This is a genomic window from Mesorhizobium sp. M8A.F.Ca.ET.161.01.1.1 (assembly GCF_004792105.1).
GTDB lineage: Bacteria > Pseudomonadota > Alphaproteobacteria > Rhizobiales > Rhizobiaceae > Mesorhizobium.
The window spans coordinates 144,331-158,704 of sequence record NZ_SRTD01000010.1 but is presented as its reverse complement, the minus strand read 5'-3'; the positions used below and the strand labels follow the sequence as shown (position 1 = coordinate 158,704).

Sequence of the window (14,374 nt, the reverse complement as noted above, 5' to 3'; positions counted from 1 at the left end):
CCGCAAGCAGGTCTAGAACTTATCCAGATCCTGGTGCCGGGCCTTGATCTCCCGCACGGTGCGCGACGAGGAGCGCAGCACGATCGTATGCGTGGTGATGTAGGTGCGGCCGAACCTGACGCCGGCCAGCATGTTGCCGTCGGTGACGCCGGTGGCCGCGAACAGCACGTCGCCGCGCGCCATGTCCTCGGCCCGATAAACCCGCTTCGGATCGGCAATGCCCATCTTTGCCGCACGGGCGATCTTCTCCGGCGTATCGAGGATCAGCCTGCCTTGCATCTGGCCGCCGGTGCAGCGCAGCGCGGCCGCGGCCAGAACGCCTTCCGGCGCGCCTCCGGTACCGAGATAGATGTCGATGCCGGTTTCTTCCGGGTCGGTGGTGTGAATGACGCCGGCGACGTCGCCGTCGCCGATCAGGCGGATCGCGGCGCCGGTGGCACGCACGGCGTCGATCAGCTTGGCGTGGCGCGGCCGGTCGAGGATGCAGGCCGTGATGTCGGATACGGCGGCGCCCTTCGCCCGGGCGACACTGGCGATGTTGTCGGCCGGCGAGGCATCGATGTCGATGACGCCTTCTGCATAACCCGGACCGATCGCGATCTTGTCCATGTAGACGTCGGGTGCGAACAGCAGGCTGCCCTTCTCGGCGATCGCGATCACGGCGAGCGCGTTCGGCAGGTTCTTGGCGCAAATCGTCGTGCCTTCGAGCGGATCAAGCGCGATATCGACCGCCGGGCCTTTGCCGGTACCGACCTCTTCGCCGATATAGAGCATCGGCGCCTCGTCCCGCTCGCCCTCGCCGATCACCACCGTGCCCTTGATGGCAAGGCGGTTGAGCTCCTCGCGCATGGCGTCGACTGCGACCTGGTCGGCGGCCTTTTCGTCGCCGCGGCCGCGCAGCCTGGCGGCCGCGACGGCGGCTCGTTCGGTGACGCGCACCAGTTCCATGGTGAGTATCCGGTCAAGGCCGGCGACGATATTCTGGGCCACATTCATTCGGCAAATCCTCGTTTGACGCCGCCTCCCGCCGGAGGCGCGCCTGTTTTGTCAAACGAGCATGACAACGGCAAGACCTGTCGCCAGTTTTATCGAAAGGATAGCAATATCAATCGATTGAACCTTATTCTTGAAACAATGTCGGCCCGGTTCGAGACGAACCGGGCCGGCAGGAAACAGGAAGTTGCCGCCGTTGGTGGCCTAGAAAACCGCGAGGTATTTGAGCAGCGAAATAATGCCGATGATGATGACGATGATCTGCACGATCTGCCTCATTCTGGCGTCGAGCGGCAGCCGCTGCACCAGATAGAGAACGAGAATGATGACGAGAAACGTGATCAGGATGCCGATCAACACGGACGAAGCCATGGTGCCCTCCTTCAAATGATGTCCTGAAACGAAGCGAGCCGGCAGCGCCGGCTCAATGCCGGCGCGCTCAGTACCAGCGGCGCGACGTGTCGTTCATCGACTGGCCGACGGCTATCCCGGCCAGAAAGCCGAGCAGGCCGATAAGGCCAACCACGGCGGTCGTCGTGCCCGGATTTTCGCGCGCGACGTCCGAAACCGCCTGGGCCTGGCTGCGCAACTGCTGTGCCGTCCGCGAGGCACGCGAAGCGGCTGTCTCGTAGAAATCCGATGCCTGTTCGCTGGCATCATCGAGCATTTCCGCGCTACGCGCCGAAATGCTCTTGTTGATCTTGGTGATCTCCTTGCGCAGGTCTGCGATCTGCTTTTCCAACGTCTTCTGGATGTCGCCGATGTCAGGGCTGTCGGATTTGTTGGTATCGGCCATGAAGCGGCTCCCTTGGTTGCTGACCAAGAGAACGGCGCCGACGCCAATTCGTTCCGGGATATCCCCATCGAACCGAAATGTGCCGGCAGTGGTTATGCCCAGAGATTCCGGGGGCCTGCTACCCTGCCCGCTCGATGCGGATGACCTGCGGCTTGTCGGTCAGATGGCCGTCCTTGGTGATGCCGTCGACGGCCTTGCGCACGGCGGCCTCGGTGGTCTCGTGGGTGACGAGGATCACCGTCTTCTGCGCCGCCGCCTCGCCGCTGACCGCATGCTGGACGATCGATTCCAGCGAAATATCATTGTCGGCCATACGCTTTGCGATCGCCGCGAACACGCCGATGCGGTCATGCACGGTCAGCCGGATGAAGTAGCCGCCGGCATGGCTGCGCATCTGCGCCTTCCTGTAGGGTTTCAGCTCCTTCGCCGGCCGGCCGAAGACAGGACCATGCTGGAAGCCGGGCCGGCTCTTGGCGATGTCGGCGACGTCGCCGATGACCGCCGAGGCGGTGGCATTGCCGCCGGCGCCGGGGCCGGAGAGCAGCAATTCGCCCAGAATATCGGTCTCGATGGCCACCGCATTGGTGACGCCGTGCACCTGCGCGATGACGGAAGCCGTCGGCACCATGGTCGGATGGACGCGCTGCTCGATGCCGCTCTCCGTGCGCTGGGCGACGCCGAGCAGCTTGATCCGGTAGCCGAGATCGCCTGCCGCACGGATGTCGGCCTGGGTAATGTTGGAAATGCCTTCCATGTAGATGTCGTTCGCCGCGATCCTGGTGCCGAAGGCTAGGCTGGTCAGAATCGACAGCTTGTGCGCGGTGTCATGGCCCTCGATGTCGAAGGTCGGATCGGCTTCGGCATAGCCCAGCCGCTGCGCGTCCTTCAGCACGACGTCGAAGGAGACGCCCTCGGCCTCCATGCGGGTCAGGATATAGTTGCAGGTGCCGTTGAGAATGCCGAACACACGGTTGACCGAGTTGCCGGCCATCGCTTCACGCATCGTCTTGATGACGGGAATGCCACCGGCTACAGCGGCCTCGTAGTTGAGCAGCACGCCCTTCTTCTCGGCGATTTCGGCAAGCGCCACGCCATGCTTGGCAAGCAGCGCCTTGTTGGCGGTGACGACATGACGGCCGGCTTCGAGCGCGGCTTTCACCGAGGCCCGCGCCGGCCCCTCATCGCCGCCGATCAGCTCGACGAAAACGTCGAGCTCGGCGGTCTGCGCCATCTTAACCGGATCGTCGAACCAGTTCGCGGCGCTTAGATCGATGCCACGGTCGCGTTTCCGGTCGCGCGCCGAAACCGCCGACACGATGATGTCGCGCCCGCATTGGCGGGTCAGTTCCGTCGCCTTGTCGCGCAACACGCGCGCCACCGATGCGCCGACCGTGCCGAGTCCGGCAATTCCAACACGCAGTGCTTCAGCCATGGAAGGCGACGCCCCTCAAATCAGATCGAATTTGTATTTACCGGTGGGCGGAAAGCGGCACCACATTGTTGGGCTGCTTGGCGCTGGTCGACAGGAAGCGCTTGATGTTGCGCGCCGCCTGGCGGATCCGGTGCTCGTTCTCGACCAGCGCCACGCGCACGAAATCATCGCCATGCTCGCCGAAACCGACACCAGGCGCCACCGCCACATCGGCGTGTTCGATGAGCAGCTTGGAGAATTCGAGCGAGCCGAGATGACGGAACGGCTCCGGGATCGGCGCCCAGGCGAACATCGAGGCCGCTGGTGCGGGAACGGTCCATCCGGCGCGGCCGAAGGCATCGACCATCACGTCGCGGCGCTTGTGATAGATGTCACGCACCTCGGCGATATCGGCGCCGTCGCCATTGAGCGCGTGCGCGGCCGCCACCTGGATCGGCGTGAAGGCACCGTAATCGAGATAGGATTTGACCCGGGTCAGCGCCGAGATCAGCCGCTCATTGCCGACGGCGAAGCCCATGCGCCAACCGGGCATGGAGAAGGTCTTCGACATCGAGGTGAACTCGACGCAGACGTCCATGGCGCCCGGCACCTGCAGCACGGAAGGCGGCGGATTGCCGTCGAAGTAGATTTCCGAATAGGCAAGGTCGGACAGGATGATGATGTCGTTCTTCTTGGCGAAGGCCACCACGTCCTTGTAGAAATCGAGCGAGGCCACCAGCGCCGTCGGGTTCGACGGATAGTTGAGGATCAGCGCCAGCGGCTTCGGGATCGAATGGCGGACGCCGCGCTCGAGCGCTGGGATGAAGCCGTCATCGGGCTCGACCTGCAGCGAACGGATGACGCCGCCCGACATGATGAAGCCGAAGGCGTGGATCGGATAGGTCGGATTGGGGCACAGGATCACGTCGCCGGGCGCGGTGATCGCCTGCGCCATGTTGGCGAAGCCTTCCTTCGAGCCAAGCGTGGCCACCACCTGGGTGTCGGGGTTGAGCTTCACGCCGAAGCGGCGGGCATAGTAGTTTGCCTGGGCGCGGCGCAGGCCGGGAATGCCGCGCGATGAGGAATAGCGGTGCGTGCGCGGATCGCGCACGACCTCGCATAATTTGTCGACGATGGCCTTGGGCGTCGGCAGGTCCGGATTGCCCATGCCGAGGTCGACGATGTCGGCGCCGCGCGAACGGGCGCTGGCCTTGAGCCGGTTGACCTGCTCGAACACATAAGGCGGAAGCCGGCGGACCTTGTGAAATTCTTCCATGGCAGTTCCAGACAGCAAAGGGAGCCCCGGATATGTTAGGGCATTGGGCGCGCGCTATATACTCATTTGCAGGTAGGGTCGAGGGCGGGGTCGCATTTGCCTTCGATCTGCGTCAGCGTCTGCGGACCATGTTTCTTCGCGAGATCGGTTAGCGCCGCCTGGTTGGTGACGGCAGCGCCGCCTCTTTTGGCACGCTGCGCGTTCTCGTCGGCCTTCAACTGGGCCAGCTTGGCGTTCTTCTCGGCCTCGGTGAACTGTTTCGCCGCCACTTGCGGCGGGATGTTGAGGTTCGGAAAGGTGCCGGTATCCTTCGGCCCCGCGTCGGTGGCCATCGGCACCGGACCGCCGGTATTCGTGCTCGAGCATCCGGCGATGGCCACGAACATGATCGCAGCGCCGATGCGGAAAAAATGGCCCGCACCGAAAAAAACAGTCTCGCCAAACTTAATCGTCATATTGTTTCCTTGGCAGCCGGGGTAGAGCGAGATTGGACCCTGTCGGATGTCCCATGTTAATATGTCAAGAAAACGCTTCCGGAGGAACCCCGCGAACCATGTCCAAAACACCCGATTCGGGCAAAGCGGAAGATGGCGGACCTTCGACGGTCGAGCAATATCTGGTGAAGGACCCGGAACGCTTCGCGCTGAACATGGCGCGGATGATCGAACAGGCCGGCAAGGCGGCGTCCGCCTGGGCTGAACCGCGCGAAAAGGGTGAGGTGCGCGACCACGTCGCCGAGCCTGTCGTCGACATGGTCAAGACTTTCTCCAAGCTCAGTGAATACTGGCTTGCCGATCCGCAGCGCGCGCTCGAAGCGCAGACGCGGCTGTTCGCCGGCTATATGACGGTTTGGGCGAACGCCATCCAGCGCGTCAGCCCCAACGCCGAGGGTGCCGACGATGCCGTCAAGCCGGAGCGCGGCGACAAGCGCTTCCAGGATCCGGAATGGGGCCGCAACGCCTTCTTCGATTTCCTCAAGCAGGCCTATCTCGTCACCTCGCGCTGGGCGTCCGAACTGGTCGACCACGCCGAAGGCCTGGACGAGCATACCCGCCACAAGGCGAGCTTCTACGTCAAGCAGGTATCCAACGCCATCTCGCCGTCCAATTTCATCCTGACCAATCCCGAATTGTTTCGCGAAACCGTCGCCTCCAACGGCGAGAACCTGGTGCGCGGCATGAAGATGCTGGCCGAGGACATCGCCGCAGGCAAGGGCGACCTGAAATTGCGCCAGGCCGACTATTCGCCCTTCGAGATCGGCAGGAACATCGCCACCACGCCCGGCAAGGTGGTCGGGCGCAGCGATGTCGCCGAGATCATCCAGTATGATGCGGCGACCGAGACGGTGCTGAAGCGCCCACTGCTGATCTGCCCGCCCTGGATCAACAAGTTCTACATCCTCGATCTCAACCCGCAGAAATCCTTCATCCGCTGGGCGATCGAGCAAGGCCACACCGTTTTCGTCATCTCCTGGATCAATCCGGACGAACGTCACGGCGCCAAGAACTGGGAAGCCTATATCCGGGAGGGCCTGCAATACGGCCTCGACACGATCGAGAAGGCGACCGGCGAACGCGACGTCAACGCGATCGGCTACTGCGTCGGCGGCACGCTGCTGGCGGCGGCACTGGCGCTGATGGCTGGGGAAGGCGACGACCGCATCAAGTCGGCGACCTTTTTCACCACGCAGGTCGACTTCACCCATGCCGGCGATTTGAAAGTGTTCGTCGACGAGGAACAGGTCGCGGCGGTGGAAAAGTCGATGAACGAAAAAGGCTATCTCGACGGCACCAAGATGGCCACCGCCTTCAACATGCTGCGCTCGGGTGACCTGATCTGGCCCTATGTCGTCAACAACTACATGCGCGGCAAGGATCCCCTGCCCTTCGACCTGCTCTACTGGAACGCCGATTCGACCCGCATGGCGGCGGCCAACCATTCCTTCTACCTGCGCAACTGCTATCTCGAGAACAACCTCTCGCGCGGCACGATGGAGCTGGCGGGCCACACGGTCTCGCTCGGCGATGTCACCATCCCGGTCTACAATCTCGCCTCCCGGGAAGATCACATCGCGCCGGCGCTGTCCGTCTTCCTCGGCTCGAAATATTTCGGCGGCCCGGTCGAGTACGTGATGGCGGGATCGGGACATATAGCGGGCGTCGTCAATCCGCCCGCATCCAACAAGTACCAGTACTGGACCGGCGGCCCGCCGAAAGGCGACTTCGATCAGTGGATAGAAAGGGCCACGGACCATCCCGGATCCTGGTGGCCGCATTGGCAAAGCTGGATAGAGGCCAAGGACAACACCCGCGTACCTGCCCGCAAACCCGGCAAGCATATGAAAACCTTGGGCGATGCTCCCGGTACCTATGTCAAGGTGCGTGTGTAACGGACTGTAATGTGTGGTGAGTTGACGGCCCCCTAAAAGCGGGCGAAATGGTGTCGTCAACCATCAAGCAGCCGCAATTCGGCAATCGCTGCAAAAATACTTACAGGCTTGCTGATTTGACACAGGTCTCGTTTCCGGATCGGAGACAAAGGTCACCCTGACGCGGACATGCCAGTCAGCGACATGGATGTACCGACCGGACGTCGAGGGGGAATTTGACTTTGAAATCAGCAGGATGGAGCCTCGCAAAGGGAGAACGCCGCGCCATTGTGGCAGCGCTCTGCTCCGTGCTTCTGGCCTCCTGCACATCGGCTGGCGACCCGACGATGTCGGTTGGAATGCCGGGCTATAATGCTTCCGCATCGGACATCCACGCCGCCTCCACGGGCAAGCCCCCAGCCGCCACCGATTCGTCGTCGCAGGTGGCGACGGAGCAGACGACCGTGATGAGCGAAAGCGACGCGGCACTCCCCGAGACAGTTGCCTACGTACCCGTGGCCAAGCCCCAGGCCGCTTTCCCGCTTCCCACGCCGGCCGGCGCGGAAACGATCGCGGGACAGACGCCGCAGGCCCTGCAGCAGCCGGTACAGACGGCGCAGCAGACCGACGCGGTCGCCCAGAAGATCGCCGCCGCCGATGCCGCCGCGACGGCGCCGAAGCCGGCCGCGGCACCGGTGATGAACAATCCGGTCTATGTGACCGCCGGCGAGGCGCCGCAAGCCGAGGCTCCGAAGAAGAAAGGCTTCCTGGCCTCGATGTTCGGCGCCACCCCCGCTTCGGCGACGCCCGCGCCGCTGCTCAACCCACGATCGGGCGAACAGCCGACCGTGCAGGCCAAGCCCGCTCCGGCAAAGCCGATCATCACTTTGGCCTCGGCCGATTCCACGGCAAAGCCGATACAGTTGGCTTCGACCGGTGACGAAGCCGGTCACATCACCGGTAGCGATGCCTTGCCCGGCGTGCGCCAGACGGCCCTGTTCGAGATCAAGCGCAAATCCGGCCTCGACGACGAAAGCGACGTCGACCTCAACGAGGACGAAGGCTCGGGTGGCAGCTATCAGGTTGCGTCGGCCGCCGGCATGGCCCGCCTGGCGCCCAACGGTCTCCTGAAGCAGAATGAGAGCGTGGACGTCGCCTGCCTGAAGCCGTCCCTCGTGCGCGTGCTGAAGACGATCGAAGGCCACTACGGCCGCAAGATGATGGTGACCTCCGGCTATCGCGACCCGGCCCGCAACCGCCGCGCCAACGGCGCCAAGAATTCGCTGCACATGTATTGCGCCGCCGCCGACATCCAGGTGCCCGGCGTCTCCAAATGGGAGCTGGCGAACTACATCAGGACCATGCCAGGCCGCGGCGGCGTCGGCACTTATTGCCACACCGAATCGGTCCATGTCGACGTCGGCCCCGAGCGCGACTGGAACTGGCGCTGCCGCCGGCGCAGTGGCGGTGGCGACGGCTGACAGCGTCAATGGACCTGAGCCTGTTGGGCTCCGCCAATAGCGGTCCCGTGAACCTTCAAGATTGGCCGAAGCCGACTCGACTTCGTCACTCCTGTGCGAAGCAGACGCGAAGCCTTGCCGCGACGGCCCGAGGACGACGAAGCGACTGACGTCACCGCAAATTACCAGGCCCTGCCAACCCGGGCGAAATCGCCGATCTGGCGGGCCGGAAAAAAGTTGTCCAAGGCGGCACCTAACGGGTTGCCGGTTGCGCGCAACGTCAGTATAAGCCGCTTCGTCTGAGCGCGCCCATCGTCTAGCGGTTAGGACACCGCCCTTTCACGGCGGTAACAGGGGTTCGATTCCCCTTGGGCGTACCAGATCTTTCAAGCACTGAGCTCCGTTTTGAGACGATGCGTCGAATATCCGACGAATAACGCCAGTGAATTTGCTTGAACAGTTCGGCTGCGGACGGAGGAATACCGGCGCCGGCTTTCCATGGTGTCCAGCCCTTGGTCGGCGGTCCTTCAGTCCGTGGTCGCGCACGCAGTGCCTCCAATTCGAACGTCTGGTAATCGCGCTGATTATCCATGAAAGCCGTGCAAAGAGAGGTTGACGTTTGCGAGGGACCGTTCAGCGGACCGCTCGTTCATGCTTTGTTGGGACTATTTGCTCATCATCCCTGGCGGCAGAGGGGACCGGTGCCGATGGAACGACTATCTTTTGGACGAGTCTGCGGTGTAACGACCGTCGTGCTGATCGCCATTTGGGGCGTGCAGAAAGCCGGCGATCATATATGGCCGAGGCATCCAGCCGCCGTCGTAAACTCGGCATTGGTGCCGGAATACGAACTGAGGCGTCAAAGAGACGAGGCATGGATAAAGCGTTACGCGCTTTGGCTGACCTAGCGCCGAACAGGAATTAACCTCCTATACACCTTCCGCCTTGCACGGCAGTGATCGCGGTGCTTTGGATATCCTCTCTGTCCGTTGGGAGGGTTGGGGGCGTGGATGCGATACAGCAGATCGCCGACCTGTTCGGCCTGAAGGCGGTCGCGATCGGCCTGCTGATCTTCATTCCGCTGGAACGGCTGTTTCCGTTGCGGCGGCTGCAACGGATTTTTCGCAAGGGCTTTTTCAACGACCTGTCCTACGCGGCCTTCAACGGCTTCGTCGTCAACTTCGTCGGCGGCCTGATCTTCGTGCCGATCTTCAGCGCGCTCGCCTTGCTGGTGCCGGACAGGGTGACGACGGGGGTGGCGGGCCAGCAGACCTGGATGCAGGTACTGGAAATCATCGTGCTGACCGACCTTGGCGTCTACGCCGCGCACCGCACCTTTCATGCCGTCCCGATCCTCTGGCGCTTCCATGCCATCCATCACAGCGTCGAGGAAATGGACTGCCTCGCCGCCTTCCACGTCCACCCCGTCGACCAGATCGTCACCAAGGCAACGGCGCTGCTGCCGGTGTTCCTGCTCGGCTTCAGCGGCGAGGCCATCGCGCTCTATTCGGTGATTTATATGGGGCACACGATGCTGGTCCATTCCAACACCAAGATCGGCTTCGGGCCGCTGACCTGGCTGATCGCCGGTCCGCAGTTCCATCACTGGCACCATGCCGGCGAGCGAGCCGCCTATGACCGCAACTTCGCCGGCCAACTGGCGCTCATCGACCTGGTGTTTGGCACCTATCGCGTGCCTACAGCCTCAATGCCGGCCAAGTACGGCGTCGACGATCCGATCCCCTCAAACATCTTTGGCCAGATCGGTTATCCCCTGGTACCGCGCAAGGCGGTCACGACCGGGGATAGACCGCGGTCGGAACCGTGAAGCTTGCGCTACGGTTAGATGATTGCGCACTCCTAATTTAGACGATGCTTGCGCTCCTGCCGTGATTACGCGATGCTCAGTTGGGGCAAATGGGGGCGGGTTTTGCGTAGATACCGACATTTCGTGTACGTCGCGCACCGCGACGGTGCATGACCACAGACCTATTTCTCACTGGCGTCGCGGCTTTTTCCATCCTCATCCCAATCTACTTCATCCTCAAATGACAACCCGGGTCTCGGCTCTTTCGCTCGTGGCGGGATGGTCGATCGGCGCGGCAAAAACGAGCTTGCGAGGCCGCAACGGCGCGCTCCTCATGGCCACCAACGCCAGTCTATCAGACCTCGGTCTCTCTCCCGATCCTACGCGGCGAATGCCTGGCCGATGCGATTTGGCGGGGGCGGCACCATGTCGATAATATCGCGGGTTACGACGTCGGCTGCAGCCATGCCTTCGCGCTGACCGCTCGGCTCCTCTATCTTGTCGAGCGGACGGGCCGGTGATTAAATGGATGCGAAAGGAGCGCTCATATGACGGTTCACCTTTCGGCCGATGTACGCGCTCCCGCGGCAACGCCCCCAAAATATCTCTTTGGTCCGCTCGCGGATTTTCTGATGCTTGGCGGCAGCGCATTCCTGATATTGCCGGCGCTGTACTTCGTGCCACTGAGGTACGAAAGTCTGGTGGCGGCGACGATGCTCTTCCTGGCTTATGTGATCAACTATCCGCACTTCGCCCACTCATACCAACTCTTCTACCGCAATTTCGGACGGAAGCTGCGCGGCGACGGCTACGACAGGAACCTCCAGCTCCGCTACATCTTCGCCGGCATCGTCGTTCCCCTGCTCATGGGCGCATTTTTTGCCTACGGCTCGATCACGGCGAACGCCCGGCTGCTGGGAAACGCAACCAACGCGATGTTCTTTTTCGTCGGCTGGCACTACGTCAAGCAAGGCTACGGCATGTTGATGGTGGATGCCGTCCTGAAGCGCAGGTTCTTCACCGATCCGGACAAGAAAATCCTGCTGATCAACAGCTATGCCGTCTGGCTGTTCGCATGGCTTCAGACCAACACGGCGGTCAGCCGGGGAAAGTACCTGGGACTGGAGTATTATACGTTTGCCACCCCTGCATGGCTCAATGCGATTGCGCTGTCGGCCGCGGCCGCGTCAACGGCCGCCACTGCCGTGATGCTGATCAATCGTTGGGGCAGGAATGGCGGCAGCCTGCCATATAACGGCGTCATCGCCTACGTCGCGTCGCTCTATCTCTGGATTCTGATTGTAAGGACAAATCCGCTCTGGCTGCTCGTGGTGCCGGCGCTCCATTCCTTGCAGTACCTGGCGGTGGTATGGCGCTACCAGAGCAATGTCGAGCGTGACGGGCGCGATGCCGAGAAAGTTCCGCCGTCCGGAATCCTGTCCATTCTTGGTCCGGCCTACAGGGTGCGGCTTCTGGAGTTCATCAGTGCTGGCCTCCTCCTCGGCGGTCTGGGTTTCTGGCTGATTCCGACCGCGCTGACGGCCCTTATCCCCTATGACCAGGAGGTGCTGGGATCGTCGCTGTTCTTCTTCATCGTGTTGATTTTCATCAACGTGCACCACTATTTCCTGGACAATGTGATGTGGCGCCGCGGCAATCCCGAGGTCTCGAAATATCTGTTCCGATAGAGCTTTTTGCGGCCACGCGGAATCGCTCGGCGTGACGCGGAAATGAACCGGGAATGGGATTTACTTCCGCCCGAGCCAGTCCATTGCTTCGGAATTTTGGAGGCCTCGCCTCGGAATCGAACCGAGGCTTCCGAGATTTGCAGTCTCTAGCGTAGCCGCTCCGCCACGAGGCCATGCGTGCTTTGGTAACGTGCAGAAGTTTAAAGATTCTTCATGTCTTGGGTAAAAGTTTCGGCAACACCCCATTGCGGAAAAGAGCCTGCCCCCGGGGCTCGAGGCCAGCAGCTTCGTGGTCAGACTGCGTGTCTAACTGCCGACCAGCGGCACGGTCACCGTCGTCGCGTAATTGATCGGGAAGTCGTCGAAGTATGGGAAGTCTATGACGAAGGCATAGGTGGCGGTCAGATGCGCCATGCGAAAGCCGCCGCTCGCCGGATCGATGGCGATCGTGACGTTGACATCGTGAAGGCCCAGGGCCTGCAATTTCTGCGTCGCGATCGACTGGAGGGCAGTTTGGGACAACGTGTTGTTAAGTTGCAGGGACCGTGCGGACGCCTCCAGCGTGTAGCGAACGCTGGAGGCCGAATTCATCGACCAGCCGAAGGCGAAGATTCCGAATAGCAGCATGATAAGGAACGGTGCGATGAGCGCGAATTCGAGCGCGGCTCCGCCCGATCGATCGGCCTTGAAGCCTCCCGCATTACCGAACACGGATCAGCTCCTGCTGGCCGATCGTGCTGGGGGCGGAAAAGACGCCGAAGGTGAAGGGAGGTGTCCATGTCGCCGATGCGTCGATCTGGACAAAGACCGACGGTGCCTTCGGCCCGCTGCACAAGGTCGAAGCGTCGACCACGGTCGTTCCGCATTTGTAGATCCGGCTCAGCGTGACCTGACCGTCGTCCGGCATCCTCTCCCAGTTCGCCAGTGCTGCGGCCTGCGTCGCGCTGTCGTCGGCCGAGCCCGCCAAGAGCATGTTCGCTGCCGTCTTCACGCTGGCGCGCATCGACAGCGAACTCGTGACGTATGACCAGCCGTCGGCTATGCCGAGCAGTACCAGACACAGGATGGGCAAGACCATCGCGAACTCAACCGCGGCAGTGCCCGCGTCTTCGCGAATGGCTGGAATCAATCGATAGGCCCCGGGCTTCATTCGACAATCGCGACTGACGCCGCCGCCGGGAGGTCCTTCATTCCCAGACTCGAGCAGTCCTGATTGATCGTGGAATTGCCGGACCACTGGATAGTGTCGGCGACAACCTGTGTGCAGCCATTCTTGCCTGAGAAGTTGCCCAGGTAGTTGACTTGCTGCTTGGAGAAATAGATGGCGCCTGTCAGCAAGGAATCTGCAGTACCGTTGAAGGTGCTCTGCGCCGCCATGCCTGTCCTGTCACCGTAGAACAGCATACCGGAATAGGTGCCCGACTGAGGCGCGCTGAGCGTCACGGTCGCATTCCCGTTCATGCTGACGGTGCTGCTGCCCGCCATGAAGATGGTGACGCCGCTGCCCGTGACGACCGCTCCCGCGTTGATCTTCAAATTCCCCTGAACGACATAGACGCCGGGCGAAAGCGTGACATTTCCGGAGAGGTCCATGCCACTGCAATAAGTCCCGGGCTGGATTGTTTGCGTCGTCTTATTATTTTTGAGAGTCTGGCATGGGTTGCTGGCGGCAGGCGCTGGCACGCTGGCGAACGGATCGGGTATGGGCAAGGCCTGGGTGATCGGCGCCTTGCAGATCGTGGTCACCGGATTGTTCAGCACGACGCCGCCCGCCGAGATCAGGCAGTCGGCCTGGAGAGCCGCCGATCCCTGCACCTTAATGGCGTCTTGGGCGATCGAATTCGTCATGATGACGCAGCCGGTGAGCTTCATGCTGGCGCTGCCGGAGACGAGCACCGACTGCGAGGCCGAGGGATCGAGCGCCCGGAGGCAGGCCTTGGATGCGTCAGTGATGAGCGCCACCGCCCTCGCCTGTTCTGGAACCTGACTCTGGGTGAAGATCAGGGTGAACATACGATTGAGCTTTTGGCCGACGATAACTTCAACCGCTTTCTTGGCCGTGTTCGGCCCGGATGCCGGCGGTGTATTGACGACGATCGTGCCGGCGCCAAGACCATTCGTTGCAGCAGACTGGGTCGCGGCAGCGACGATCGTCGGCGTATCCGAACCCGAGATCTGCTCCAGTGCGCCGGCATAGGCCGCGGCATCCGCCGTGGCCTGCAGTCTCAAGCTGTTATAGTACCAATAGGAGGTTTCCACGCCAAAACCCGCCGCACCGACAACGATCGGCAAGGTGAGGGCAAAGATGGTGGCGACATTCGCCGATCTGCTGCGGCGCATGCTGGCCGCCATGAGCCGGATTCGGGTGAAGCAGTTGAACGCCATAATCCATTAGAAAACACGCATGTATGAATGAACGCTAAAAACTTTGGCTCATTTTTGATGAAGGCCGCCATTCTTAATGGGTGCACGCGGCCATCTGGACGAACAGGGGGCCAACGGACGGGGCGCCGGCTGTTTACCGTTCCCGGACGAAACGACCACGCCGCGCTGCATGGGGGAGCCGGTATGGGGA

The 14,374-nt window shown here is 62.0% G+C and carries 13 protein-coding genes and 2 tRNA genes; 5 read left to right on the top strand and 10 right to left on the bottom strand.

Annotated features, from left to right (window positions below):
• Window positions 1-12: 12 nt before the first annotated feature.
• From glpX to EN804_RS23270, 6 genes are all read right to left on the bottom strand, one after another.
• Entirely contained in the window at window positions 13-996 is a 984-nt protein-coding gene (gene glpX, locus EN804_RS23295; protein ID WP_135864345.1) for a class II fructose-bisphosphatase, read from the bottom strand.
• 201 nt (window positions 997-1,197) lie between these two features.
• Window positions 1,198-1,365, bottom strand: coding sequence for a Thivi_2564 family membrane protein (locus EN804_RS23290; RefSeq protein WP_081295122.1), 168 nt, complete (start codon window positions 1,363-1,365; stop codon window positions 1,198-1,200).
• 67 nt (window positions 1,366-1,432) lie between these two features.
• Window positions 1,433-1,789, bottom strand: coding sequence for a hypothetical protein (locus EN804_RS23285; RefSeq protein ID WP_127280821.1), 357 nt, complete (start codon window positions 1,787-1,789; stop codon window positions 1,433-1,435).
• 118 nt (window positions 1,790-1,907) lie between these two features.
• Entirely contained in the window at window positions 1,908-3,221 is a 1,314-nt protein-coding gene (locus EN804_RS23280; protein ID WP_127280820.1) for a homoserine dehydrogenase, read from the bottom strand.
• Between the two features lie 37 nt (window positions 3,222-3,258).
• The gene (locus EN804_RS23275) at window positions 3,259-4,476 is read right to left on the bottom strand and encodes an LL-diaminopimelate aminotransferase (RefSeq protein WP_127872635.1); all 1,218 of its coding nucleotides are present in this window, start codon (window positions 4,474-4,476) and stop codon (window positions 3,259-3,261) included.
• A 62-nt stretch (window positions 4,477-4,538) separates the two neighbouring features.
• Window positions 4,539-4,931 (bottom strand): hypothetical protein, encoded by a 393-nt coding sequence (locus EN804_RS23270; RefSeq protein WP_127279869.1) that lies wholly within the window; start codon window positions 4,929-4,931, stop codon window positions 4,539-4,541.
• Between the two features lie 98 nt (window positions 4,932-5,029).
• Here EN804_RS23270 and phaC point away from each other — a divergent pair, with 98 nt between their 5' ends.
• From phaC to EN804_RS23245, 5 genes are all read left to right on the top strand, one after another.
• Window positions 5,030-6,865 carry a class I poly(R)-hydroxyalkanoic acid synthase gene (phaC, locus tag EN804_RS23265; RefSeq protein WP_127279868.1) on the top strand — a complete coding sequence of 612 codons (1,836 nt, stop codon included), beginning with the start codon at window positions 5,030-5,032 and terminating at the stop codon, window positions 6,863-6,865.
• 215 nt (window positions 6,866-7,080) lie between these two features.
• On the top strand, window positions 7,081-8,325 hold the full coding sequence (locus tag EN804_RS23260) for a YcbK family protein (protein WP_127279867.1): 1,245 nt from the start codon (window positions 7,081-7,083) through the stop codon (window positions 8,323-8,325).
• Between the two features lie 284 nt (window positions 8,326-8,609).
• Window positions 8,610-8,684: transfer RNA gene (locus tag EN804_RS23255), tRNA-Glu, on the top strand.
• A 626-nt stretch (window positions 8,685-9,310) separates the two neighbouring features.
• Window positions 9,311-10,132, top strand: a complete 822-nt coding sequence (locus EN804_RS23250) for a sterol desaturase family protein (RefSeq protein ID WP_245520682.1) — start codon at window positions 9,311-9,313, stop codon at window positions 10,130-10,132.
• 527 nt (window positions 10,133-10,659) lie between these two features.
• A complete protein-coding gene (locus EN804_RS23245) occupies window positions 10,660-11,799 on the top strand; it encodes a hypothetical protein (RefSeq protein WP_135880521.1) in 1,140 nt (379 codons plus the stop codon).
• Between the two features lie 97 nt (window positions 11,800-11,896).
• On the opposite strand, the gene EN804_RS23240 is transcribed toward EN804_RS23245, so the two are convergent.
• The 4 genes from EN804_RS23240 to EN804_RS23225 all read right to left on the bottom strand — a co-directional run bounded on the left by EN804_RS23240 (window position 11,897) and on the right by EN804_RS23225 (window position 14,184).
• Window positions 11,897-11,972, bottom strand: a tRNA-Cys gene (locus EN804_RS23240).
• Between the two features lie 133 nt (window positions 11,973-12,105).
• On the bottom strand, window positions 12,106-12,510 hold the full coding sequence (locus EN804_RS23235) for a TadE/TadG family type IV pilus assembly protein (RefSeq protein ID WP_135921474.1): 405 nt from the start codon (window positions 12,508-12,510) through the stop codon (window positions 12,106-12,108).
• Entirely contained in the window at window positions 12,500-12,949 is a 450-nt protein-coding gene (locus EN804_RS23230; protein ID WP_127276692.1) for a TadE/TadG family type IV pilus assembly protein, read from the bottom strand. The genes EN804_RS23235 and EN804_RS23230 overlap by 11 nt, the downstream gene beginning before the upstream one ends.
• Window positions 12,946-14,184, bottom strand: coding sequence for a pilus assembly protein TadG-related protein (locus EN804_RS23225; RefSeq protein WP_189524554.1), 1,239 nt, complete (start codon window positions 14,182-14,184; stop codon window positions 12,946-12,948). Before EN804_RS23225 ends, EN804_RS23230 begins: the two co-directional genes overlap by 4 nt.
• Window positions 14,185-14,374: the final 190 nt, after the last annotated feature.